The 23743-nt window shown below is 63.7% G+C and carries 23 protein-coding genes; 20 read left to right on the top strand and 3 right to left on the bottom strand.

From position 1 onward, the window contains the following. The first annotated feature begins 56 nt into the window (after nucleotides 1-56). From V2L18_RS11295 to V2L18_RS11225, 15 genes are all read left to right on the top strand, one after another. On the top strand, nucleotides 57-368 hold the full coding sequence (locus tag V2L18_RS11295) for a methanol dehydrogenase [cytochrome c] subunit (protein WP_336178351.1): 312 nt from the start codon (nucleotides 57-59) through the stop codon (nucleotides 366-368). A 147-nt stretch (nucleotides 369-515) separates the two neighbouring features. Further along, nucleotides 516-1538 carry a MoxR family ATPase gene (locus V2L18_RS11290; RefSeq protein WP_336178727.1) on the top strand — a complete coding sequence of 341 codons (1023 nt, stop codon included), beginning with the start codon at nucleotides 516-518 and terminating at the stop codon, nucleotides 1536-1538. Next, complete coding sequence (locus tag V2L18_RS11285) at nucleotides 1535-2401, top strand: hypothetical protein (RefSeq protein ID WP_336178350.1); 867 nt, start codon at nucleotides 1535-1537, stop codon at nucleotides 2399-2401. The genes V2L18_RS11290 and V2L18_RS11285 overlap by 4 nt, the downstream gene beginning before the upstream one ends. Further along, nucleotides 2398-3318 (top strand): hypothetical protein, encoded by a 921-nt coding sequence (locus tag V2L18_RS11280; RefSeq protein WP_336178348.1) that lies wholly within the window; start codon nucleotides 2398-2400, stop codon nucleotides 3316-3318. Before V2L18_RS11285 ends, V2L18_RS11280 begins: the two co-directional genes overlap by 4 nt. Continuing rightward, nucleotides 3315-4352 (top strand): vWA domain-containing protein, encoded by a 1038-nt coding sequence (locus tag V2L18_RS11275; protein ID WP_336178347.1) that lies wholly within the window; start codon nucleotides 3315-3317, stop codon nucleotides 4350-4352. Before V2L18_RS11280 ends, V2L18_RS11275 begins: the two co-directional genes overlap by 4 nt. Before the next feature lie 86 nt (nucleotides 4353-4438). After that, nucleotides 4439-4954 (top strand): hypothetical protein, encoded by a 516-nt coding sequence (locus V2L18_RS11270; RefSeq protein WP_336178346.1) that lies wholly within the window; start codon nucleotides 4439-4441, stop codon nucleotides 4952-4954. Further along, nucleotides 4951-5943, top strand: a complete 993-nt coding sequence (locus V2L18_RS11265; protein WP_336178345.1) for a VWA domain-containing protein — start codon at nucleotides 4951-4953, stop codon at nucleotides 5941-5943. The genes V2L18_RS11270 and V2L18_RS11265 overlap by 4 nt, the downstream gene beginning before the upstream one ends. Nucleotides 5944-5967: 24 nt before the next feature. After that, a complete protein-coding gene (locus tag V2L18_RS11260) occupies nucleotides 5968-6507 on the top strand; it encodes an SRPBCC family protein (protein ID WP_336178344.1) in 540 nt (179 codons plus the stop codon). A 587-nt stretch (nucleotides 6508-7094) separates the two neighbouring features. Next, a complete protein-coding gene (locus V2L18_RS11255) occupies nucleotides 7095-8063 on the top strand; it encodes a septal ring lytic transglycosylase RlpA family protein (RefSeq protein WP_336178726.1) in 969 nt (322 codons plus the stop codon). A gap of 229 nt (nucleotides 8064-8292) precedes the next feature. Next, complete coding sequence (locus V2L18_RS11250) at nucleotides 8293-9474, top strand: D-alanyl-D-alanine carboxypeptidase family protein (protein WP_336178343.1); 1182 nt, start codon at nucleotides 8293-8295, stop codon at nucleotides 9472-9474. 100 nt (nucleotides 9475-9574) lie between these two features. Further along, nucleotides 9575-10258: a dTMP kinase gene (gene tmk / locus V2L18_RS11245; RefSeq protein ID WP_336178725.1), complete on the top strand. Its 684-nt coding sequence runs from the start codon at nucleotides 9575-9577 to the stop codon at nucleotides 10256-10258. Between the two features lie 3 nt (nucleotides 10259-10261). Then, entirely contained in the window at nucleotides 10262-11335 is a 1074-nt protein-coding gene (locus tag V2L18_RS11240; protein ID WP_336178342.1) for a DNA polymerase III subunit delta', read from the top strand. A 122-nt stretch (nucleotides 11336-11457) separates the two neighbouring features. Beyond that, nucleotides 11458-13020 carry a methionine--tRNA ligase gene (metG, locus tag V2L18_RS11235; RefSeq protein WP_336178341.1) on the top strand — a complete coding sequence of 521 codons (1563 nt, stop codon included), beginning with the start codon at nucleotides 11458-11460 and terminating at the stop codon, nucleotides 13018-13020. Further along, entirely contained in the window at nucleotides 13020-13814 is a 795-nt protein-coding gene (locus V2L18_RS11230) for a TatD family hydrolase (protein WP_336178340.1), read from the top strand. Before metG ends, V2L18_RS11230 begins: the two co-directional genes overlap by 1 nt. Nucleotides 13815-13845: 31 nt before the next feature. After that, nucleotides 13846-14658, top strand: a complete 813-nt coding sequence (locus tag V2L18_RS11225; protein ID WP_336178339.1) for an MBL fold metallo-hydrolase — start codon at nucleotides 13846-13848, stop codon at nucleotides 14656-14658. Nucleotides 14659-14692: 34 nt separating this feature from the next. Here the strand turns inward: V2L18_RS11225 and V2L18_RS11220 are convergent, their stop codons facing one another. Beyond that, nucleotides 14693-15388, bottom strand: a complete 696-nt coding sequence (locus tag V2L18_RS11220; RefSeq protein WP_336178338.1) for a TetR/AcrR family transcriptional regulator — start codon at nucleotides 15386-15388, stop codon at nucleotides 14693-14695. Nucleotides 15389-16031: 643 nt separating this feature from the next. Between V2L18_RS11220 and V2L18_RS11215 the strand changes: the two genes are divergently transcribed. From V2L18_RS11215 to V2L18_RS11205, 3 genes are all read left to right on the top strand, one after another. Beyond that, nucleotides 16032-17081, top strand: coding sequence for an HlyD family secretion protein (locus tag V2L18_RS11215; protein ID WP_336178337.1), 1050 nt, complete (start codon nucleotides 16032-16034; stop codon nucleotides 17079-17081). 143 nt (nucleotides 17082-17224) lie between these two features. Beyond that, nucleotides 17225-18808, top strand: a complete 1584-nt coding sequence (locus V2L18_RS11210) for a DHA2 family efflux MFS transporter permease subunit (RefSeq protein ID WP_336178335.1) — start codon at nucleotides 17225-17227, stop codon at nucleotides 18806-18808. Between the two features lie 58 nt (nucleotides 18809-18866). Continuing rightward, nucleotides 18867-19427 (top strand): RecX family transcriptional regulator, encoded by a 561-nt coding sequence (locus V2L18_RS11205; RefSeq protein WP_336178334.1) that lies wholly within the window; start codon nucleotides 18867-18869, stop codon nucleotides 19425-19427. 317 nt (nucleotides 19428-19744) lie between these two features. On the opposite strand, the gene V2L18_RS11200 is transcribed toward V2L18_RS11205, so the two are convergent. Continuing rightward, complete coding sequence (locus tag V2L18_RS11200) at nucleotides 19745-20173, bottom strand: nuclear transport factor 2 family protein (protein WP_336178333.1); 429 nt, start codon at nucleotides 20171-20173, stop codon at nucleotides 19745-19747. 264 nt (nucleotides 20174-20437) lie between these two features. On the opposite strand from V2L18_RS11200, the gene V2L18_RS11195 reads away from it, so the two are divergent. Together V2L18_RS11195 and mazG are read left to right on the top strand one after the other, a co-directional pair. Continuing rightward, entirely contained in the window at nucleotides 20438-21424 is a 987-nt protein-coding gene (locus V2L18_RS11195; protein WP_336178332.1) for an SLAC1 anion channel family protein, read from the top strand. Between the two features lie 113 nt (nucleotides 21425-21537). Continuing rightward, a complete protein-coding gene (mazG, locus tag V2L18_RS11190; RefSeq protein ID WP_336178331.1) occupies nucleotides 21538-22380 on the top strand; it encodes a nucleoside triphosphate pyrophosphohydrolase in 843 nt (280 codons plus the stop codon). A gap of 33 nt (nucleotides 22381-22413) precedes the next feature. On the opposite strand, the gene hflX is transcribed toward mazG, so the two are convergent. Further along, the gene (gene hflX / locus V2L18_RS11185; RefSeq protein WP_336178724.1) at nucleotides 22414-23697 is read right to left on the bottom strand and encodes a GTPase HflX; all 1284 of its coding nucleotides are present in this window, start codon (nucleotides 23695-23697) and stop codon (nucleotides 22414-22416) included. Nucleotides 23698-23743 lie beyond the last annotated feature (46 nt).

Genomic DNA, 23743 nt, shown 5'->3' with positions numbered 1-23743 from the left:
GGGCAGGGGCGACAAATCCGGTTCCCGTCCCGACAACGAAGAGGAGGAAACGCAAGATGAAACGTCTGATCGCCCTGACGGGCGCCGCCATGATGATCGCCGGTTCCGCACTCGCCTATGACGGAACCAACTGCAAGGAACCCGGCGTGTGCTGGGAACCCAAACCCGGTTACCCGGAGAAGGTCGAAGGTTCGAAATACGATCCGCAGCACGATCCGGCCGAGCTGTCCAAGCAGGAAGAATCGCTTGCTGCGATGGAGCATCGCAACGCCTGGCGCGTCTACAACATGAAGAAGACCGGCGCTTTCGAGTACGACGTCAAGAAGATCGCCGGCTACGACGATACCGCCGCGCCTCCCGTCGATTGAGGAAGGGCGGTCGGCGCCGCGCATGGACAACCAGTTGCCATTCCATCCCTCGGAGAGCTCCCGCATCGGGGGCTGCCGGAGCGGGCGGGCAATCGGGCGTCAACGAGCAACATGCGCGGCGCCAACTCTGGAGGTTGAGCGGTGCTGATGCGAGCTGACGACAACGAACACTGGCGCACGCGCTTCGAGGAAGCGCAGGCCGCGCTGAACGAGACGATCCTGGGGCAGGGCGATGCGGTGCGCCTCATCCTGCTGACGGTGTTGTGTCGGGGGCATGTGTTGCTCGCCGGCGACGTCGGCACGGGCAAGACCACGCTCCTGCGCGCCGTCGCGCGCATCATCGGCGGGCCTTTCGCGCGTATCGAGGGCACTGTCGACCTGCTGCCGAGCGACCTGCTTTACGAGGCCCATATCGACGAGGCCGGACGTCCGCGTATCGAACCTGGCCCCGTGCTGGCCACGGGAGACGACCTCGCGGTCTTTTTCTTCAACGAGATCAACCGGGCACGACCGCAGGTTCATGCGCTGCTCCTTAGGCTGATGGCGGAACGATCGCTGCAAGCCTTCCGCCAGACCCGTTTTTTCCCCCATCTTCAGGTGTTTGCCGATCGCAACCAGATCGAACGGGACGAAACCTTCGAACTGCCTGCGGCGGCGCGCGACCGCTTCATGATGGAAATCGCGGTGTCCGCGCCCGAGGACGAGACGCTCGGCCGCGCGCTCGCCTTCCAGACCCGGTTTCACGACACGGACGCGTTGATCGCGACGCTGCCGGAGGCGTTGCTGCCCTATTCCGAACTCAACGGCCTCGCCCGCCGCATTCAGGAAGAGGTTTACGCAAGCGAGGCGCTGGAGCGGTATGCCTTCCGGCTTTGCCGGGCCCTGCGCGACCCGGCCGGAGCCGGGATCTCCCTCGATGATATGGACACCGCAAGGCTCGTGCGCGGCGGGGCGAGCCCGCGCGGCATGCAGTCTCTGGTGCGCGCGGCCCGCGCTGCCGCATGGGTCGCAGGTCGCGATGCCGTTCTGCCGCAGGACCTGCGCCAGGTGTTCCAACCCGTCATGGCGCACCGCACGTTCCTGTCGCCGGCCCACGAACCGCGTCGGGAAACGATCCTGCCGGCTCTCATCCAGGCGATTTTCGACGCCACCCCGGTACCGGCACAGTGACCGGCGAGGCGCTCCACCTCTTCGACATGCTCGCCTGGCAACTGGCACGCGCGCTTCCGGGCGTTCGCGCGGGATCCCATCGGGCCCGCCTGCGCGGAGGAGGCGACGTCTTCGCCGACACCGCAGCCTTCCTTGCCCATCCCGATCCCCGACGGATCGACCTTCGCCGTTCGCTGACCGATCCTTTCGAAAGCCTGATCGTGCGCCGTTTCGAGGCGCGCAACGACCTGACCGTCCACCTGCTGCTCGATGCGTCTGCCTCGCTTTGCACCGGTGCCCGGTCGGACCGGGCAGGGCTCGCGCGCATGCTGGCGGCCGGAATTGCAGAAGCCGCGTGGCGTGGGCGCGACCGCTTCGCCATCACCGCGATTGGCGGGGACGACGTGCTGCTTTCGCTTGGCGCCTCGCGAAGCCGCTCGATGCCTTCGCAAGTCTATGAGGCCGTGGCCACACTTGTGCCAAAGGGGCGCGGCGTGGAAGGACTTGTGCGGATTGCGACCAGCCTGCCCCGTGACCGCATCCTCGTCGTTCTCATCTCGGATTTCGAGCATGACAGCACGGAACTGCGTCAGCTTCTGGCCGCGCTCGACCCCCGACCGGTCTGGCCGCTTTGGCTGCGCGACAGCGGTCTCGAGACGCCTCGCGGACATTTCGGCATCGCCGAAATCCGCGATCCCGAAACGGGCCGCCGGCGGGCTGTCCTGACCACCAGACGCTGGGCGGCGGCCGAAACGGAGACCCATGCCTGGCATCGAAAGGTCCTGCGCGATGTTTTTTCGGAATTTGGATTGCGGCCGGTCGAAATCCGGGATCAGATCGATGTCGCGGCACTCGCGACGGCACTCGATGAGGCCCCGCTGTGAGCGCGCCAGTCATCCGTGCCGGCGCGCTCCTGCTCGCACTGCTTTGGCCGGCAAGTGCGCTATCGGAGGTGCCTCGCGCGGCGGAGCCGGTGGGCCTGGTAGGGGAGGTGACCGTGGCGTCACAGGCACCGCGCGTCCACGGCTGGTGGCTCGGCGACACCCTGCTGCAACACGTCGAGATTAGGATGCCCGAAGGCGTGGCGATCGAGCCCGCTTCGTTGCCGCGCCCGCGTGCCGTGGACTATTGGCTCGATCTGCGCGAGGTTTCGCAGAAGGAGACTTCCGGCGGCGTCGTGCTGACCTTCACTTGGCAGACGTTCTATGCGGCGCTGGAGCCGAGCCGTCGCACTGTCCCGGCGCACATGATCCGCCTCTCCGACGGACGTGAAGTTCGTCTGCCGGGTTTCGAGTTCGTGACCTCGCCGATCCGTCCGATCATGGCCCCTTCGACACAAGATCGGCTCCGGCCCGATCCGGCGTTTCAACTGGTCGCTACAGATGGCGACCGGCGACGGTTGGTTCTTTTCGGGACGGGCTTCGTGCTCGTGGCCGGGCTCCTCGCCTACCATCAGGCGTGGGGGCCGTTCCGTACACGTCCGGTTCGTCCCTTCACGATAGCTGCGCGCCGTATCAGCCTCCTGCCGAAAAGCGAAACGCAGGCACGGCGGCAGATCCTGCATCGCGCTCTCGATGACGCCTTCGGGCGAAGCCTGATTGGTGCGGAGTTGTCAATATTTCTGAAGGAAAATATAAAATTCAATCCGTTACGGAACGAGCTTCATGTCTTCTTTGAAAAATCCGACGCTGTCTTTTTCGCCCGCTCGCAGGAACCGGACACAGAGGCAAAAGCCCGTGCAACCGAGGAGATCGCCGCGCTCGCACGCCGCCTCTCGGCGATCGAACGGGGGCGGGCATGATTGCCTTCACGCATCCGCTGGTGCTCCTGGCGCTGCCGCTGGCGGTTTTGCCGCTCGTGCGCCGCTGGTTGCAGGAGAGGGATCTGCCGAGGCTTGATCTCCGTCCGACCAACCCCGCTTCCGCGGTGATCGACCGGGGGCTGACCGCTTGCGGCGTCCTGGCGATATCCGCGCTCATAGTCGCGCTGGCGGAACCGTGCCTGCGCGGCGGTAGTGAGACCTATACCGGCATCGGAACCAATCTGGTGTTGCTGATCGACCGCTCCTCTTCGATGGAGGAAACCTTCGCCGGGCGCGCGCCGGGATCTGCGCAAGGCGCGCAATCGGACACGGAGGAAGAAAGCAAATCCGCCGCCGCACGGCGGATCCTTTCCGAATTCATCGCAGGCCGGCCGGACGACCGTATCGCCATCGCGGCGTTTTCCACCGCGCCCATGGAGGTGCTGCCGCTGACGAACAGCCGAAGTGCCGTTGCCGCGGCGATTTCGGCGCTTGATGAGCGCGGGCTCTCGCAAACCGATGTCGGCAGGGGCCTGGCGCTGGCACTCGGTATGATGGACGACGCCACGGTAACCGGTTCCCGTGCGATCCTGATGGTGTCGGACGGGGCCGGTGTCATCGCGCCGGAGGTCCAGCAGGCGCTGGAAACGCTCGCCAGACGACAACCCGTGAACCTCTATTGGCTTTACTTGCGCACGCAAGGGGCCAAGAGCATTTTCGAGGTGCCGGCGCCGGGCGAGGCCGACACCCCGCATCTGCGCCCGGAGCGTCACCTCCACCTGTTTCTCCAGCGTCTCGGGATTCCCTATCGCGCCTTCGAGGCAGAAAGCCCGGACGCGGTTTTGCAGGCGATAGAGGCCATTGGCAAGCTCGAACAACGCCCGATCGTAACGGAGCGGCCAGTGCCAAGGCGGAATCTCGCCTGGCTGGGATTCGCACTCGCGGCCGTCTGTGCTGGGCTGCTGGGCCTGGCACGCTGGCTGGAGCGGTCCTACGCACCACGCGCGCCGCTGCCCTTGCTGGTGCGCTCATGAGTGGGCAGGGGACCATACCAAGCGACCGGGCCGTAACTTGGGGGGGACGGTGCCGCAGGGCGATATTCCCGGCGCTCGTAGTCACGGTGCTGGCGATGGCGGCAGGCATGGTTGATGCGGCCTGGGACCTCTACGGCGACATGCGCGACAACCGCACGATCCGCGCACTTCATGCAGGCCACGATGTCGCGCCACGGGCAGGAGCAGATCCGCGCGCCATATTGGCACGTGCCCTGTTTCTCACATGGCGGGACCACGTCATGGAGGCAGAAGCGCTTGAAGGCAGCCTCGCGAACACCGACAAAAGGCTGCGTTCAGCCTACCATTTCGCGATCGGCAATGCCCGGATGCGCGCAGCTTACGAACTCATCGACGTGGGAAAGCCTTCAGACGCGATCCCCGAGGTGGCACTCGCTAAGCGGGCCTATCGCGCCGCCCTCCATGCCGATCCGGGTGACTTCGACGCAAAGGTCAATCTCGATATTGCCATGCGGCTGGTGCGCGATATGCCGCGCGAGGGGGAGGCCAACGAAGAGGAGCAAGACACGCGGCCGCGCCGGGTGTGGACCGATCTGCCGGGACTGCCGCGGGGGGCGCCATGAACCGGAAAGCGGGCCGGAAAGCGCGAAAGGGACGCAGCATCCTGCTCCCCGCTGTCGCGGCGGTGCTGGCGCTTGTCGCCGTTTTCGATCCATCGATGGCCGTGCGTCGCCAGATGCAGGACGCTTTGGTGATCGTCGATATCACGCGGTCGATGAACGTGCGCGATATGGGCGGGACGGCGCGGCTTGAGGCCGCGAAGCGGGGGGTGCGCGCATGGATCGCCGCCCAGCCCTGCGGCACCCGGGTCGGGCTCGGGCTCTTTACCGAACGTCGCAGCCTGACCCTGCTTACGCCGATTGATGTCTGCGACGATTTCGAAAGCCTCACTGCGACGCTCGACGCCCTCGATTGGCGCATGGCCTGGGAAGGCGACAGCAGAATCGCCAAGGGCCTCAACCATGCACTGGCGCGGGCGCAGGAACTCGGCGTTGCCCTCGTCTTCGTCACCGACGGACAGGAAGCGCCGCCGTTGCCCTATTCGGGCCCAGATGCCTATCGCGGCTCATGCCCGCGCGGTCTCATTCTCGGTGTCGGCGGTATCGCACCCGCGCCGATCCCCAAATTCGACGAGACGGGCCGCGAGATCGGCTTTTACGATGCCGATGATGTTCAGCACGCGCCCGCGCGGCTCGGGCCCCCGCCGGCCGACGCAGCCTCACGGCCCGGCTATCATGCGCGCAACAACCCTTATGGCGAAGCCGACTTGGCGGGTCACGAACATCTCTCGGAATTGCGCGCGGACTACCTGAAAACGCTCGCGGCACCATGCGGCCTCGCCTTTGAGCGGCTGGCCGCCGGGCCCGACGCGATGACCAGAGCGCTCGATGCCCAGGGAGGCGGGCGCGACGTTGTCGTCCGCCGCGGAACGGCGCCGTATCTGGGAGGCGTCGCACTGGCACTGCTTGTGCTCGCCTGGATCGGCCCGCCGCGAGGCCTCCGGTTCGAGCTTCGGTCAGGAGGCGCAAAGCCAACCCGAGAGCCCGTCTGATACAGAAACAATGGGAGTGATCCGATGCAGAAAAGCCACCTCTTTGCCCTTGTCGCCGCTGTGCTGATGCTTGCACTGACGGGCCCTTCCACGGCGCACGGTCCGACGCCCCAGCGTGTGTCTCATGTGGTCCGGATTGCAGCCTCCGCCGAAGCCGTTTGGGGAATCGTGCGCGATCCGGTTTTGCTCGCCGCCTGGCATCCGATGGTCGAGAGCGCAAGGACCGACGGCAAGGCACGCGGGGCGAAGCGGACGGTCGTGCTCGCCTCTGGCGGGAGCGTGATCGACGGCATCGACGACGTGAATGACGAGACGATGACGATCCGCTGGCGCCTCTCGAGAGAGAACATCGACGTGATACCGGTGAGCTACTACACCAACGACATCACGGTGACGGCAGCTGGGGAGGGGGCGACGGTGGAGTGGCGCGCGAGTTTCTTTCGTGCCGACACGACCAACGAACCCGAAGGTCGCTACAGCGATGATGCCGCCGTGGAGGTCATGGAGACCTATGTGAAGAAAGGGCTGTCGGGCCTCAAGAAGCTGGCGGAGACAGGCGAATAGAGGAATCTCCCCTTGTGGGGGAGCTTCGACGTGCTTTTCGAAACACATGGAAAATGCCGGAAAAGCCCGCCAAGCCCCGATCGGGCCCATGCCGCGGAGGCCGCGCTCCCGGGGCAAAGGGACGCAGGTTGAGGCCTTCGTCACTTTTTCGCCTTTGTTCGATCTTCTCTTCGCCACACGAAGCGTGCAATTGCCTTCGTGGTCTTTTTCGACTTGAGGGTTGTATTAAGACCCGCGGATGGTCCATACGGACTTCGTGATATCGGGGATAATCGGAAAAGCCGCATGCGGTCAGGACTTAGCCGTCGGTTAAGACATCGGCGCGATAATGCGCACTGGAGTTTGTGGGGACGGCTCCGGAAACGTGCTTGCGCCGCTCGTGTGCGGCAGACCTTGCGCTCGCGCGTGGAGCGCGAGACCTCTGTTTTCTCCGCGACGTCCCCCAGCCGACAATGTGTATCGAGTATGACGGCATGACGGATGCGAACGACGCCCTGAACGGGACTGCGAACGGCCGCGCGAATACGCGTTCTGCGGGCCTCCGCAAAATCTTGAACGGCGCAACGATATTCGCGGCCTGCCTTGCCCTGGCTGCCTGCGCCTCGACCCCGACCTCAAAAAACAAGTTCGACCCGAAGAAGTACGGCGTGAAGGGAAGTCCTCGCGTTGTCTCCGAAGGCAAGCCGGTACCTAAGGGCGGCGGCCGATATCTTGTCGGCAAGCCCTACAAGATCGCCGGCAAGTGGTACCGCCCGAAACTTGATAGCGACTACGACAAGGTGGGTCTCGCCTCCTGGTACGGCCCGACCTTCCATGGCCGGATGACGGCGAACGGCGAGATTTTCGACAAGAACGCCCTGACCGCCGCCCACCCGACGATGCCGCTTCCTTCCTATGCGCGCGTCACGAACCTGAAGAACGGCCGTTCGATGATCGTGCGTGTCAACGATCGCGGTCCGTTCCACGGTAACCGGGTGATCGACCTTTCCAGCCGCGTGGCGGACATGCTGGACTTCAAGTCCTCCGGTACGGCCAAGGTGCGCGTTCAGTACGTCGGTCGGGCGCGGATGGACGGACACGACCAGCAATACCTGCTTGCCTCCTACAGCGGGCCGGGTGCCGTGTCGCCGGGCGCCACGATGCCGGGCACGATGCTGGCGATGGCACAGCAGCCGGCCGCGATTGTCGGCTCAGCGCCGCTTCCCCCCGATCGTCCCATGCTGACGGGCCCGGAGAGCTTCGAGGTCGCGTTCGATCCGGCCCAGTCCTACGAGACGGCGGATGCGAATGTCACACTGGCCGCCAACAGCGGTCCTTATGGCACGGGCGGAACATTCGAACCGCGGATCCAGGGTGGCGCGCAGACGATGATGGGCTATCAGTCCCTCGTCCAGCCCGCGTCCTACAAGACGGAAATCCTGCCGCCGGTGCCGAGCTCAGCGAAGGCATCCTTTGCACCTGAGCATCGAATCGATGCGGCCTACGGTGTTCTGACGCAGATGCAGGGCGGCGTGTCGCCCCGCCAGCTTGCGGCTGTCGCGCAAGACCGGCGCTGACGAGAAGCGATCGGAGGTCGCGCACGGATTTGCGTGACCCCGATACCACGCGCCTCTCGATTTATGAACATATGTAGCGTTTTTGATGGCGCGGCCGTTTCCAATCGGCCGGACGTTGCCGTATTTTCGCCGAGGATCGGGAAAACGCGCGGTCTTCTTGCGTCCTTTCGCAAAACGAGACGCCGCGGATCGTCCGCCTGGCGGGAATCGGTTGTTCGGGAACCAGCTCATGATGAAGAGGGCAATCGCGGCCCGAGTCTTCCATACCACGGCATTCCTGCTGGTATTGGGCGCGGTTCTTTCCTCGCTCGTCTGCACGCCGGCGCTGGCCGCGGTGGAGACGAAGGCCAAGCGAGCGATCCTGACCGACCTTGCCAGCGGCACCGTGCTTTTCGAGAAGGCGGCCGATATCCCCTTCGAGCCGGGCTCGATGGCCAAGCTGATGACACTGGAGGTGCTGTTCGAGGCGCTCGACAAGGGCGCCGTGTCGCTGGAGACGACCTTTCCGGTTTCCGAGCATGCGTGGCGAACGGGCGGGGCTCCGGCGCGCACGACGACCATGTTCGCGGCTCTCAATTCCGAGGTTCCGGTTGCCGACCTTATCCGCGGCATCATGATCCAGAATGCCAACGACGCCTGCATCATCGTCGCCGAAGGACTGGCGGGATCGGAAGAAGCCTTCGCCTCCGCGATGAACGCGCGCGCGCGAGAACTGGGAATGACCCACTCGAAATTCGGCAATTCCACTGGATTGCCGGGCGCCGAGACGCAGACCACCGCACGCGATCTCTCGATCCTTGCGGCTCACATCGTCAAGGCGCATCCGCAGCTCTACAAGATCTTCTCCGAAGAAGCCTTCACCTGGAATCGGATCTATCAGCGCAACCGTACACCGCTGCTGGGCAATTCCCTTGGCATCGATGGCCTGAAGGACGGCTTCGCCGAAGGCGCGGGCCACGGCCTCGTCTCCTCCTCGCTCAATGGCGGGCGCAGGCTGGTGGCCGTCGTCTCCGGGTTGTCCGACGCTGAAGAGCGCGATGCGGCCGCCGTGAATCTGCTTCGCGACGGCTATGAGCAATTCGAGACAGTCACCATATTCGCCGCGAACGAGACGGTTGCGGAGGCCCGCGTTTTCGGCGGCAGCGACGGCTATGTCCCGCTTGTCTCCTATGCCCCCGTCGAGATGACGCTGCCCCGCGACGGACGAGAAGCGTACCGGATGCGCGTGGTCTATCAGGGGCCCGTGCCCGCGCCGGTGAGGAAGGGCATGCGCGTGGGAGAACTTCACCTCTATCAGGGCAAGAAGCTCGTTCAGACCGCGCCGCTCTTCACGGCGAAAGATATCGGCGTCGGGCGGCTTGACCAGAGGGCCGTGGACGGCGCACGCGAACTTCTGTTCGGCTGGTGGTAACGGAACCGCCGACACCGTATAAAGGCCGAATGGGCGGGCGGGACCCTGCCGCGGCAGCGTCAATCGCGCGTCATTGCGTCGGCCAGGCCTCAAGGAAGCGATCTTGCGAGGACAATTCATCACTTTCGAAGGCGGCGAGGGGGCCGGGAAATCGACGCAGATCGCCCGGCTCGCCGAGTATCTGCGCAGCTGCGGCGTCGATGTCGTGACCACGCGCGAGCCCGGCGGCTCGCCCGGAGCGGAGGCGGTACGGCACGTGTTGCTGTCGGGCGCGGCCGAAGCGCTCGGCCCGGAAGCCGAGGCCATTCTCTTTTCCGCAGCCCGCGCCGACCATGTCGCGGAAACCATCGAACCCGCTCTGGCGGCCGGCAAGTGGGTTCTGTGCGACCGGTTCATTGATTCCACCCGCGTCTATCAGGGCGAGAGCGGCGTTGAGCCGGCGCTGCTTGAAAAGCTCGAGGACGTCGCTGTCGGGCGGCTTTCGCCCGATCTCACCGTGATCGTGGACATCCCCCCCCGGCTAGGCCTCAAGCGCATTGCGGGGCGCGACAGCGCCTCGGGCGGGGCCGAGAAGGACCGTTTCGAGCGCGAGAACCTCGACGTTCACGCCAATCGGCGGGCGCGTTTTCTGGAGATCGCCAGGAGCGAACCCGAGCGCTGCGTCGTTGTCGACGGATCGCGCAAGCCCGAACAGGTGGCCGCCGCGATCATCGAGATCGTGGAAGGCCGGCTTGGCCCGATTGCCGACAGCGTCGTGCGAACCGACGGGCGGGCAGGGAAGTAGGCCATGGCCGCAGGCGACATCGAAACCACACCCGAATTCGACCGGATCGAGGGCCTGCCTCTGCCGCGCGAGCAGATGCGGTTGATCGGGCATCGCGACGCCGAGGTGACGCTGCTCGAGGCCTATCGCTCCCAGCGCCTGCACCACGCATGGCTCATCGGCGGCCCGAAGGGGATCGGCAAGGCCACGCTGGCCTTTCGTATGGCGCGTTTCGTGCTCAGCCATCCCGACCGCAACGCCCCGCAGCTGGCTCTCGCCGCCGACCTGTCCGTCGAACCGGCCGATCCGATCGTGCGTCGGGTGATGGCCGGCAGTCATGGCGATCTGCTGCATCTGCGCCGCCCCTGGGACGAGAAAGGCAAACGTTTCAAGACCGTTCTCACGGTGGAGGAGGTGCGGCGAACGGTTTCCTTCTTTGGCTCCACATCAGCCTACGGCGGGTGGCGGGTCTGTATCGTTGATGCTGCTGATGACATGAATGCAAGTGCGGCCAACGCCTTGCTGAAAGTTCTTGAAGAGCCGCCTGAGAAATGTCTGTTCTTTGTCCTCTCCCATTCGCCCGGCCGGCTTCTGCCGACGATCCGCTCGCGATGCCGGCGGCTTGACCTGAAGCCCCTGAGCACGGGAGAGATTTCGCAAGGGCTTGAGATGTTCGACCGGGGCGGCAAAGAGGCGGAACATGCCGCAACACTCGCCGACGGATCGCTGCGCCGGGCCATCCAGCTGCTCGATGCCGGCGGCATCGAGGTGGCGAACGGGCTCGACCGGCTCATCGCCGCGTTGCCCGATCCGGATCTTCGCCAAGTGCATCGTTTTGCGGATGTGGTGAGCGACCGGAAATCGGAGGAATCCTACCGCATCTTTCTCGATCTGCTACGCGACTGGCTCGATCACCGGCTGCGGGAGGATGCGGCAGCAGGCGTGCCGCCGGCCCGCCTTGTCAGGTGGAGCGAGGTGTGGGAAAAGACGACCCGTGCGGCGTCGCTCTCCGATGCGCTCAACCTCGATCGCAAACAGGTGGTTCTGGGGGCCTTCCAGGCGCTGGGCGAGGCAGTGCGCGGCAAGCCCGCCGCTTGAGACGAAATTCAGCCGGCTTTTTTCGCAATCACGACCACAAGCCGAACGGCGCCGGGCCGGCAGCGTCGTTCGGTTTGCGCTTCGGGCGAGTTTCCGCGACCGCCGCGCATGACAGGATTCTCATGACCGAGACCACGCCGTTCTACATCACGACCGCGATTTCCTACCCCAACGGGGTGCCGCATATCGGTCACGCCTACGAGGCGATCGCGACCGACACCATCGCGCGCTTCCACCGGCTGGACGGCCGCGACGTGTATTTCCTGACCGGAACCGACGAGCACGGCCAGAAGATGCACCAGACGGCGGCGCGCGAAGGCATGCCCGTGCGCGACCTTGCGGACCGCAACGCGGCGCGCTTCAAGGACATGGTGGCGGCGCTGGGCTGTTCCAACAACGATTTCATCCGCACCACCGAGGAGCGCCACTACAAATCGTGCCAAGAGATCTGGCGCCGCATGGAGGCCAACGGCGACATCTACAAGGACAGCTATTCCGGCTGGTACTCGGTGCGCGACGAGGCCTACTATCAGGAAGGCGAGACGGAGCTGCGCGAAGACGGCGTTCGCTACGGGCCGCAGGGCACGCCGGTGGAATGGGTTGAGGAGGAAAGCTACTTCTTCAAGCTCTCCGCCTATCAGGACAAGCTGCTCGCCCATTACGAAGCGAATGCCGACTTCATCGGTCCGGCCGAACGCCGCAATGAGGTGGTGAGCTTCGTCAAGGGCGGGCTGAAGGACCTTTCAATTTCGCGCACCACCTTCGACTGGGGCATCCCGGTGCCTGGCGACCCCAAGCACGTCATGTATGTCTGGGTCGATGCGCTGACCAACTACATCACCGCGCTGGGCTTTCCGGACGAGTCTGACCCGAAGTGGAAATACTGGCCGGCGAACCTGCATGTGATCGGCAAGGACATCGTGCGCTTCCATGCCGTCTACTGGCCGGCGTTCCTGATGTCGGCCGGCATCGCGCTGCCAAGCCGCGTCTTCGCCCATGGCTTCCTGTTCAACCGCGGCGAGAAGATGTCGAAGTCGGTCGGCAACGTCATCGATCCGTTCGCGCTGATCGAGCACTACGGCCTCGACCAGCTGCGTTTCTTCCTGCTGCGCGAGGTGCCCTTCGGCCAGGACGGCAACTATTCCCACGATGCCATCGTCAACCGAACCAACGCCGATCTCGCCAACGATCTCGGCAACCTCGCCCAGCGCTCGCTGTCGATGATCGCCAAGAACCTCGGCGGCACGCTGCCCGAGCCGGGTGAATTCACGGACGACGACAAGGCGATCCTCGCCCAGGCCGACGCGCTGCTGGAGACGTGCCGCGCGGCAATGGCAAAGCAGGAAATTCACCACGCGCTCGCCGCCGTCTGGTCGGTGGTTGCCGAGGCGAACAGGTACTTCGCGGCGCAGGAACCATGGGCGCTGAAGAAAACGGACCCTGCGCGCATGGCCGCGGTGCTCTACGTGACGGCGGAGGTCGTGCGTCAGGTCACGATCCTCGCGCAGCCGGTGATGCCGACCTCGTGCGAAAAGCTGCTCGATCTTCTGGCGCTCGGCGCGGATGAGCGCAGCTTTGCGCACCTCGGTGCAGCTGGCCGGTTGAAGCCGGGCGTCACCCTGCCGCAGCCCAAGGGGGTCTTTCCCCGCTATGTCGAGGAGCAGAAGGCAGAGGGCGCGGCCTGATGCTCGTCGACAGTCATTGCCATCTCGATTTTCCCGATTTCGAGGAAGAGCGGGACGCCATCGTCGCGCGCGCCAATGAAGCTGGCGTGGAAACGATGGTGACCATCTCCACGAGGGTGAAGCAGTTCGACCGGATCCGCGCGATTGCGGAAAGCTACGACTGCGTCTGGTGCTCCATTGGCACACATCCGCACAACGCGGACGAGGAACTCGACATTTCCGCCGATCAGCTGGTGGAGATGGCCGAGGCTCATCCGAAAATCGTGGCGATCGGAGAGGCGGGGCTCGACTATTTCTATGACAAGGCACCACGTGAGGCGCAGGCCGAGGGCTTTCGCCGGCACATAGATGCCGCGCGTCGCACCGGCCTGCCGCTTGTCATCCATTCGCGCGATGCCGATGACGACATGATCGCGATCCTGAGCGAAGAAATGGGGAAGGGGGCTTTTCCGGCCATCCTGCATTGCTTCTCGTCCGGCCGCGAGCTGGCGTTGCGCGGCGTCGAACTCGGGCTCTACCTCTCCTTTTCCGGCATCCTGACCTTCAAGAAGTCGGAGGAAATCCGCGATATCGCCTGCGAGATCCCCGCCGACCGGCTGCTGGTGGAAACCGACAGCCCCTATCTCGCGCCGGTGCCGAAGCGCGGCAAGCGCAACGAACCCTCCTTCGTCGTCAACACGGCGAAGGTCCTGGCCGAGACGCGGGGCGCCTCCTTCGAGGAGATCGCCGCAACGACGACCGAGAATTTCTACCGCCTGTTTTCCAGGGTCGATCGCGCACGGGCTGCGGGCTGATGGACCGGCGCAACGGCGCGGGAGCGCATCGATGACATCTCACTACCGGTTCACCATTCTTGGCTGCGGCTCGTCCGGCGGCGTGCCGCGCATCGGCAACGTGTGGGGCGAATGCGATCCGGCCGAACCGCGCAACCGGCGCCGGCGCTGCTCGCTGATGGTGGAACGCATCGCGGAGAACGGCGGTCGCACGCAGGTTCTGATCGATACCGGCCCCGACATGCGCCAGCAGCTCATCGACGCCGATGTCGGCAATCTGGATGCGGTGCTCTACACGCATGCCCATGCCGACCACATTCACGGCATCGACGATCTGCGCCAGATCGCCATCCACAACCGCCGCCGCGTTCCTGTCTATATGGATGCGATGACGTCGGAGCGGGCACGCTCGGCATTCGGCTACTGCTTCTCGACGCTTCCGGGCTCGGGCTATCCGCCGATCCTGGCCGAGCACCGCCTGCAGCCGGGCAAGGCCGTGACCATCGAAGGTGAGGGCGGACCGATCACGGCCCTGCCGATCGAGGTCAATCACGGCGAGATCGATGCCCTCGGCTTCCGCATCGGCGATATCGCCTACATGCCGGACGTTAAGGCCATACCGGACGAGAGCGCGGCCTTGCTGGAACGCCTCGATACCTGGATTCTCGATGCACTGCGGCCGAAGACGCATCCGAGCCATTTTTCGCTCGACGACGCCCTTGGCTGGTTCGATCGGATGAAGCCCCGCCGGGCTATCATCACCAACATGCATCTGGACATGGATTACTGCACGCTCGTCGCAAATCTGCCCGAGCATGTGGAGCCCGCCTACGATGGTATGATCATAGAGGCAATTGCCGATTAGCGAGGCGCCTCGCATATCCGGCGACGAAACCTCGTCAACGCCTGTCGGCGCCATAGGCAGCGAGAAAAACGTCCACCCCGAGATCCACCGTCTTTGCGATTTCCTCTTCGCTCGGCGTGGTCGAGACGCCGAAGAGCAGGCGCTTCATCAGGCGCGCCACGCAGAGCTCGAAAAAGTGCGAGGCAGCGAGCGTCGTATCGCAGGGCTTGAGGTCTCCGGACGCGACCCGGCTTTCCAGGTAACGGCTGAGGCGCGCGGCGCCGCAGACGGGGCCGGCCTCGTAAAGCAGCTGTCCGAACTGCGGAAACCGCTCCGCCGCACCGATCACCATTCGCAGCATTGCCACCTTGTCGGGCGAGGTCATCAGCCTGACATAGGTGCGCCCGAGGCGCTGAAGATCCGCGACGATGTCTTCGACCCTGTTGGCCTCGACATCCATGAGCGCTTCGGCCTGCCGGTGCCTGTCTGCGTGGATCAACGCTTCGAACAGCGCTTCCTTGCTGTCGAAGTAGACATAGAGCGTGCCCTTGGAGACATTCGCCTGCCTGGCAATCATCTCCATGCTGGCACCGTCGAAGCCCTTCGCCCGGAAAACCAGACGGGCGCCCTCCAGGATCTGGCGCCGTTTGGCGTTGTCCTCAACGGGCGCAACATCGGCGGAAAGCGCCGCCGCAGGCGCCGGCGCCGCAACTCGATCCGCGTTTTTCTTCGACCGTCGAACAGCAGTCATACATCCATCCGTATCAGCTCTCAGAAGCTATGGGCGGGGGCTCAATGAGATCAAATTTATCAGCCGAGCACATGCCGGTCACCAGCTAATATGTTCAATTGAAACGAGAAAATGGATCTTGGGACACGGATCGCACAGGTCAGCGATCCTCGGTTGCACCTGTCACCCCGAAAATCCGGCACCGCCGCAGGCCCGAACGCTGCATGAACGTTCTTTTTGCAGTGCACATTTCCCGCCATGCGACCACTTGCCTTGTGCGGCATAATGGGACATATAGACACTGACCGAACCGTTCAGTCAATACCCTTGCACCGCGAATGACGACCAAGGCAAAAAGGCTCCCGCAGTGGCTTATCGCACAGACCGTTCCACGCCTTCCGGCCAAGCCGCCAACGCCACCGAGACAGATGCTGAGGCACGCCCGTCAACTCCGCATGGAGCGACTGCCGACGTCCGGCCGGGCAGCGACAGCGCATCTGCGAAGAATGCGCCGGTGACCGACAGGCAGGAAAATGACGACGGACGCAGCGAGGCAAAAACGGGCCGCAGCGCGTCAGAGGCAAAACCTGGGAACGAACCCGCAGCGCCCGCAAAGAAAAATGAACGGTCGCAGCAGCCCAAGCGGGGCGGCAAGGCGCGGCGGGTGTTGCTCGTGCTTCTCGCCGGCGGCATCGCCTTCGGGGCCTATGAAGGATATTCCTGGTGGACGCACGGGCGCTTCTTCGAAACGACCGATGACGCCTATGTCAGCGCGGACATCACGACCGTTCTTTCCAAGGTTTCCGGCCATGTCGCCGCCGTTGAGGTCAGGGAAAACCAGGCGGTCAGGGCAGGGGACGTGCTGGTCCGGCTCGATGATGGAGACTACAGGCTTGCGGTGCAGTCGGCGCAGGATGGCGTTGCATCGGCAAAGGCCGCCGTTGTGCGCATCGACAGGCAGATAGAGGCGGGGCACGCCAGCGTCGAGCAGGCAAAGGCATCCGTCGATGCGGCAGATGCCCGTTTCGTCATGGCCAAGACCGACTATGAACGTCAGAAGCGGCTGGTTGAGACCAAGACCACCAGCCAGTCGACGCTGGATTCTGCGGACGCGGAACTGAAGGAAAGCCGCGCCAATGTCGCCTCCGCCAAGGCGGCGGTTACACTCGCGGAAGCCAATATCGGTGTTCTGGAGGCGCAGCGGGCAGAAGCGATTCAGGCCGTGCGGACGGCGGAAACAACGCTTGCGAAGGCACAGCGCGATTTGAAGTTCACTGTCATCCGCGCGCCTGTTGACGGTGTCGTGGGCAATCGCGCCGCCGAGGTCGGGAACTACCTTCAGGCCGGCAGCCGCATCGCATCGATGGTGCCGCTCTCGAAGGTCTATGTCGACGCGAACTTCAAGGAAACGCAGCTTGAAGGCATCGAACCCGGCGCCAAGGTCGACATCGAGGTGGACGCATATCCGGGCGAACCGATCCACGGCACGGTGGAGAGCATCTCTCCGGCCACGGGTGCGGTGTTTTCGCTGCTGCCGCCGGAAAATGCCACCGGCAACTTCACGAAGGTCGTTCAGCGGGTGCCCGTGCGGATTGCGGTATCACGCTCGGAGGCCGAACGCGGGCATCTGCGCGCCGGCATGTCCGTCGAGGCCAGCATCGATACCCGCACGGGAGGCGCCCCCGGTACGGCTCAGGCAGCACAGATCCGCTGAGGCGGGCCGTCGCGGTCGGATAGGTGCAGTCCGATCGACAAGCATTTGCGCAAACAAGCCGGATAACGCAGCGAGCCGTCTCGTGAGGGGTTGAATGCACCTCACGAGGAAAGCGTCAGTCGAGACTTCATGAAGCGGATGCCATGAGCAGCCAGAACCCGACCGCGGCAGGAGCCGCGCCAGTGGAAGACACCCACATCGACGGACGCAAGCTGTTCACCTTCATGTGCATGGTGTTCGGCATGTTCATGGCGATCCTGGACATCCAGATCGTCTCCGCGTCGCTGAGCGAAATCCAGTCGGGCCTCAGCGCGTCATCCGACGAGATCCCGTGGGTACAGACGAGCTACCTGATTGCCGAGGTCATCATGATCCCGCTGTCGGGCTATCTCTCGCGCATGCTTTCCACCCGCTGGATGTTCGCCATCTCCGCAGGCGGCTTTACCGCGATGAGCCTGCTCTGCTCCACCGCGACCTCGATCAACGAGATGATCGTCTACCGCGCGCTGCAGGGCTTCATAGGCGGGGGCATGATCCCGACCGTTTTCGCGTCCGCCTATCTCATTTTCCCGCGGGCGAAGTTCAATATCGTCTCGCCGCTGATCGGGCTGGTTGCGACCCTTGCTCCGACGATTGGGCCGACGCTCGGCGGGTATCTGACAGAGTATTTCTCCTGGCACTGGCTGTTTCTTATCAACGTCGTGCCCGGGGTCTTCGTTACGATTGCAGCAATCATACTCATCGATTTCGACGAGCCGGATTTCTCGCTGTTCGAAAAGCTCGACTGGACGGGGCTCGCCGGGCTCGCGGTCTTTCTGGGATCGCTGGAATACGTGCTGGAGGAGGGGGCTTCCGACGACTGGTTCCAGAGCGAGACCATCCTGTTCCTGACCATCTCCTCGTCGATCGGCGCCTTCGTTTTCTTCTGGCGGGCCTTCACGGCGGATGAACCGATCGTGGACCTGCGCGCCTTCTCCGACACGAATTTCACCATGGGCAGCATCTTCAGCTTCACCATGGGCATCGGGCTTTACGGCCTGACCTATCTCTATCCCGTTTATCTGGCCGGGATCCGAGATTACAACGCCCTGCAGATCGGCGAGACGATGTTCGTCTCCGGTGCGGCGATGTTCCTGGCGGCGCCTCTCGCCGGGCGGCTCATGTCCGTGCTTGATCCGCGCGCAATGATGGGGCTCGGCTTCGCCGGCTTCGCGCTTGGCACCTGGATGGTAACGGGCATCACCAAGGACTGGGATTTCTGGGAGTTGTTCGTTCCGCAGATCCTTCGTGGCGTGTCGCTGATGATCTGCATGGTCCCCATCAACAACATCGCGCTCGGGCTTCTGCCACCGCACATGATCAAGAACGCCTCGGGTCTTTTCAACCTGACGCGAAATCTCGGCGGCGCGGTGGGGCTTGCCGTCATCAACACGATGCTGACCAATCGCCAGGATTTCCATTACGAGCGGCTTTCCGAAAGCATCAACGGTTCGCGTCACGTGGTGACGGAAACCATCGCGGGCATTGCGCATGCCTATTCGTCGCTGGGAACCGCGGCCGACAGCGCGGCACTCGCGACCATCTCGAACATGGTGACACGCGAGGCCTTCGTGATGTCGTTCGCGGACCTGTTCCTGGTGCTGACGGGACTTTTCGCGGCATTGCTGGTGGCGCTTGTATTCGTCAAGAAGCCCCAGGCGATGGGCGGAGGTGGCGGCGGCCACTGAAAGTGTCCGGGACGCTGCGGCCTTTGCATCGGGTCCCGGAATCTGGGACAACCGCGCAATGGAAGAGGAAACGGGCAACAAGCGCGAAAAGACGCGCCGCAAGGTCTACAAGCTGCCGGACAAAGACCGGCTTATGCGGTCGGCCGTCGCCTATCTGGAACGGTATTCGTCGTCTTCGGAAAATCTTCGTCGCGTCATGGAGCGAAAGGTCGCCAGGGCCGCGCGAGCGCACGACCGGGAGCCGGTCGAATTTTCCGATATCGTCGCCGCGACCGTGGAGCGGTGTATCGCCATCGGGCTGGTGGACGACACCGCCTATGCGGAGACCAAAGCATCCTCGCTGCGCCGACGCGGAACCTCCAGACGCCAGATCGAGGCAAAACTCGCCGCCAAGGGCATCGGCAAACCGTTGATAGATCGCGTGCTCGCAGCTGACGACACGGACGAAACGGAAGCGGCCCGACGCTTCGCCAGACGCCGCCGGCTTGGTCCCTGGCGCACGCGCGGCAGCCGTGACGACTATCGCGAACGCGACATGGCCGCGCTCTGTCGCGCCGGCTTCGGTTTCGACACCGCACGAGAGGTCATCGGCGGTAGCCGCGATCCTGAAGAATGCTGATGATCGTTGAGCGGCAATGGCCGATAGGCCGCAGTTTTCCGCCGATCATGTGATCCAATAAAATTCCATAATATATCTTATGCGAATAAGCTACGAGAGCAGACACATTCTATCCTCCCAAACTGCAACAAAGGCGCTAGGCTTCCCCGGCTTTTCGGGAGCGATGTTTTGAGCCGGACTTTTGCCCATTTGTGTTTTGAAGTCTGCTATGGGTGGCAGAGCTTTCGGTCCGCTTGCTGACCAGGTTGGCGATAGGCTGGCGATTAGCCATCGCAGCGACCTTATCTAAAAAGAGGAATGGGAACGATACTCAAGGATCAGCGCAAAGCACTGATCCTTGATTGATCCGCGCTGTTGAAATCAGGGTCCACGTAAATCCGAACCGCCTTAATAAGCTCGCCTTCGAACTCGAAGACGTTGCAAAATAGGCCCTGTGAAATTTCGCCGTCAGGAAACGGCGTGCCATCTGCCATTTCGCCCCACTCCCGGCCCTCGACGACAATCGTATTACCGGCCTCTACAAAGGCCAATCCCTCGATATCATGCTCCAGTCTACCTAGTATTGCCGACATACGCGCACCGAAGGTGCGCATCGCGTCCTTCCCGCGTGTTCGACCAAACTTGGGGAACAACAACTCCACATCGTCCGTGTACAGGTCGAGGATACGACTGTCTCCCGTATCGACGTAGCGGAAGTATTGACGGATAATCTCGCGCCGTCGCGCACTCAAGTCGATCTCTTTCATGCCCCCAACTTATGTGTTGACCGACCTACAGACAAGTGCGCCTCGCCCGCCAATGCGTTTGGGTGCCCTCCGCCTGCAAGGACGCGCTTTGGCCGCAGCCGCGCTGGTCACGTTCTCTCACGAGACGAAAGCGTCCGCGAAACCGGTTCCGGCCGCCGGCGCTTTTTTGCATCGCGACTGACGAACTTCAATGTGTGGGATCACGCGGCACGCTATCGACGGTTTTCATATTCAAAATCGTCGATATGAGGATTCCCAGCGCCGATGGCCTCGATACCCGATGCCCAGACAGCCGTCCAACCACGGCTGAAGAATTTCCCCGTCAGCTTCTTCGCGATCGTCATGGGGCTTGCGGGGCTGACGCTTGCCACACAGCGCCTGCAACACGCTCTCGGCGGAAATCCGCTTATCCCCCTGACGGTGCTCAGCATCACCATTCTGACATTCATCGTCATCGCCGCACTGTACGCCACCAAGGCGGCACGCTATCCGGATGCCGTTGCTGAGGAATGGAACCATCCGGTCCGGATCTGCTTCTTTCCCGCCATATCGATCAGCTTGATCCTGATCGCAACGGCCATGGCCAAGGCCGCTCCGGGCCCCATGGCCGTTACCATCTGGGCGGTCGGGACTTTCCTCCATCTTTGCGGAACGCTCGCGGTCGTCTCCGCCTGGATCGGCCATCGGCCCTTCGAAGCGGTACACATAAACCCCGCCTGGTTCATTCCTGCGGTCGGCAACATCCTCGTGCCTGTTGCAGGTGTCGGCTTCGGGTTCGTCGAGGTGTCGTGGTTCTTCTTCTCGGTCGGCTTGCTGTTCTGGCTGGTGCTGCTGACGCTCGTTTTCAATCGTCTGATCTTCCACAATCCATTGCCGGCAAAACTGATGCCGACACTGGTGATCCTGATTGCGCCCCCGGCCGTTGGGCTCATCGCCTACATCCAGTTTGCCGGGGGGCTCGATCCGTTCGCCCGCATCCTCTACTACGCATCCGCCCTGTTCTTTTTGATCATCGCGGCTCAGATCGGCAAGCTTCGTCGCCTGCCCTACGCCCTTTCCTGGTGGGCCTATTCGTTTCCCATCGCCGCCTTCACGATCGCCACGTTCGTCTACGCGGACCTGACCCATTCCGGGCCCCATCGCATGATCGGTTTCGGTCTCTACGGCGTGCTCGTCTGCGTGATTCTGCTTCTTGTCGCAAAGACCCTGGGAGCGATCTCGCGTCGCGAGATTTGCGTGCCGGAAAACTGACCGGAAAACTGAAACGAGACCTTGAACCGGAGAGGCGCCGGCCTCGTCGCCTGTCTCCCGGTTTGCTAAGGTTGGGGGGACTCGCTTCCCCTCCCCGCAACCGGACATTTCCCATGCAGCCTTCCCGCGACATTTCCCGCCTCATAGAGATCATGGCGGCGCTGCGCCAGCCGGAAACCGGCTGCCCGTGGGATGTCGAACAGACGTTCGAGACCATCGCCCCCTACACGATCGAGGAAGCCTACGAGGTGGCCGATGCCATCCACCGCGGCGATCCTGTCGATCTTTGCGAGGAGCTGGGCGATCTGCTGCTGCAGGTGGTCTATCACGCGCAGATGGCCTCCGAGGAAGGCAGCTTTGCCTTTCCCGACGTGGTGGAAACCGTGACGAGAAAGATGATCCGCCGGCATCCCCACGTTTTTGGCGATGCGGAGGCGCGCAATGCAGGGATGGTCAAGGGCTTGTGGGAGCAGATCAAGGCGGAGGAAAAACGCGAACGCAGCGAGCGCCGGATCGCCGCCGGCCTCGATCCCGACAAGACCCCCGGCCTGCTCGACGGCGTGACAAGTGCCCTGCCCGCCCTGATGGAAGCCGAAAAGCTCCAGAAACAGGCGGCGAAGGTGGGGTTTGACTGGGGCGAACCGGGCCCGGTCATCGCAAAGATCCGCGAGGAACTGGACGAGCTCGAAGTCGAGATCGCCGCCGGCAGAGGCGATGCCACGCCGGAGATGGAAGACGAACTCGGCGATGTGCTCTTCGCCGTCGCCAATCTCGCGCGGCACTTGACGCTTGAACCTGAGAAGGCACTTGCTGGCACGAACAGGAAGTTCCGGCGCCGCTTTGCCGCCATCGAGGAGGCCGCGCGCGCTGCCGGGCGCACGCTCGACGAGATGAGCCTGGAGGAGATGGAGGGCGAGTGGCAGGCGGCCAAGGCACGGGAACGTGCGGCCGAATGAGCCGGCCGCACATGGCGCTTTGGGTGCCCCCGCCTACTTCACCGGATCGATCTGCCCTGCGAAACGCTGACGGAACACGTCGAGGGCCTTTTCCGGAACCCTGACGCGCAGATCCATGACGCCGTCGTTTTCCTCTCGCGAGAGCACTTCCGTGGACCGGTAGAGCCAGGCCAGCCCTTCGCCGTCGGCGGACGGAATATGGAGATCGATGATCTCGCGCTCTGCCGTCAGCAGGGTTTCGATACGTGCGAGCAGGTTGTCGACCCCCTCACCCGTCAGGGCCGAAACGGCGACCGCTTCCTCGCCCGTCTGTGTGCGGGAAAGGAGCCCTTCCCGGTTCTCGGGTGCAAGCCGGTCGATCTTGTTCCACACCTCGACGATCCGGGCGCCGTCCTTCGGCGAGACGCCGAGACGCTCCAGCGTCACCTTCACGTCCTCCGCCTGAGCGGCGCTGTCCTCGTGGCTGATGTCCCGCACGTGCAGGATGAGATCTGCCTCAAGCACCTCTTCCAACGTGGCGCGGAAGGCGGCGACGAGGTGTGTCGGCAGCTCGGAGATGAAGCCCACCGTATCCGACAGCATCACCTCCTGCCCATGCGGCAGCGTGATCCGGCGAAGCGTCGGGTCCAGCGTGGCGAAGAGCAGGTTTTCCGCCATCACGTCGGCCTGCGTCAACCGGTTGAACAGCGTCGACTTGCCGGCGTTGGTGTATCCCACGAGTGCGACGACCGGGTGCGGCACCTTCCGGCGCTGGGAGCGGTGCAGGGTGCGCGTGCGACGCACCTGCTCGAGCTCTTTCTCAAGCTTGGTGATGCGTTCCTGGATAATCCGGCGATCCGCCTCGATCTGGGTTTCGCCGGGACCACCGATGAAGCCGAGCGAGCCGCGCTGACGCTCCAAGTGGGTCCAGGACCGCACGAGTCGCGACTTCTGCCAGGTGAGATGGGCGAGTTCGACCTGAAGCCGCCCCTCCTTTGTCCGGGCGCGTTCGCCGAAGATCTCCAGGATCAGGCCGGTGCGGTCCAGAACCTTGGCGTTCCAGGCTTTTTCCAGATTTCGCTGCTGGACGGGCGACAACACATGGTCGACGACCACGAGGTCCACCTCTTCCGCCTTCACGATCGCTCCCAGCTCTTCCACCTTGCCGGTGCCGAAAAGCGTCGCGGGACGCAGCTCGCCGAGCTGCACCACGCCGGAATGGCGAATATCGAGGGAGATGGCTGCGGCCAGCCCGACGGCTTCTTCGAGCCGGGCTTCAGGTGTGCGGCGCGTACCATCGTCCTGCGCGGACTTCCGTCCCCGCAGGATCGGGACCACGACAAGGGTCGGCGTGCCGTGTGTCACGCCGTCATCCGAGCCCGCC

It is taken from the genome of Breoghania sp. JC706 (assembly GCF_037026715.1).
Lineage (GTDB): Bacteria > Pseudomonadota > Alphaproteobacteria > Rhizobiales > Stappiaceae > Breoghania.
Note: the sequence above shows the minus strand (reverse complement) of the source record. Positions and strands in the feature narration are given on the sequence as shown.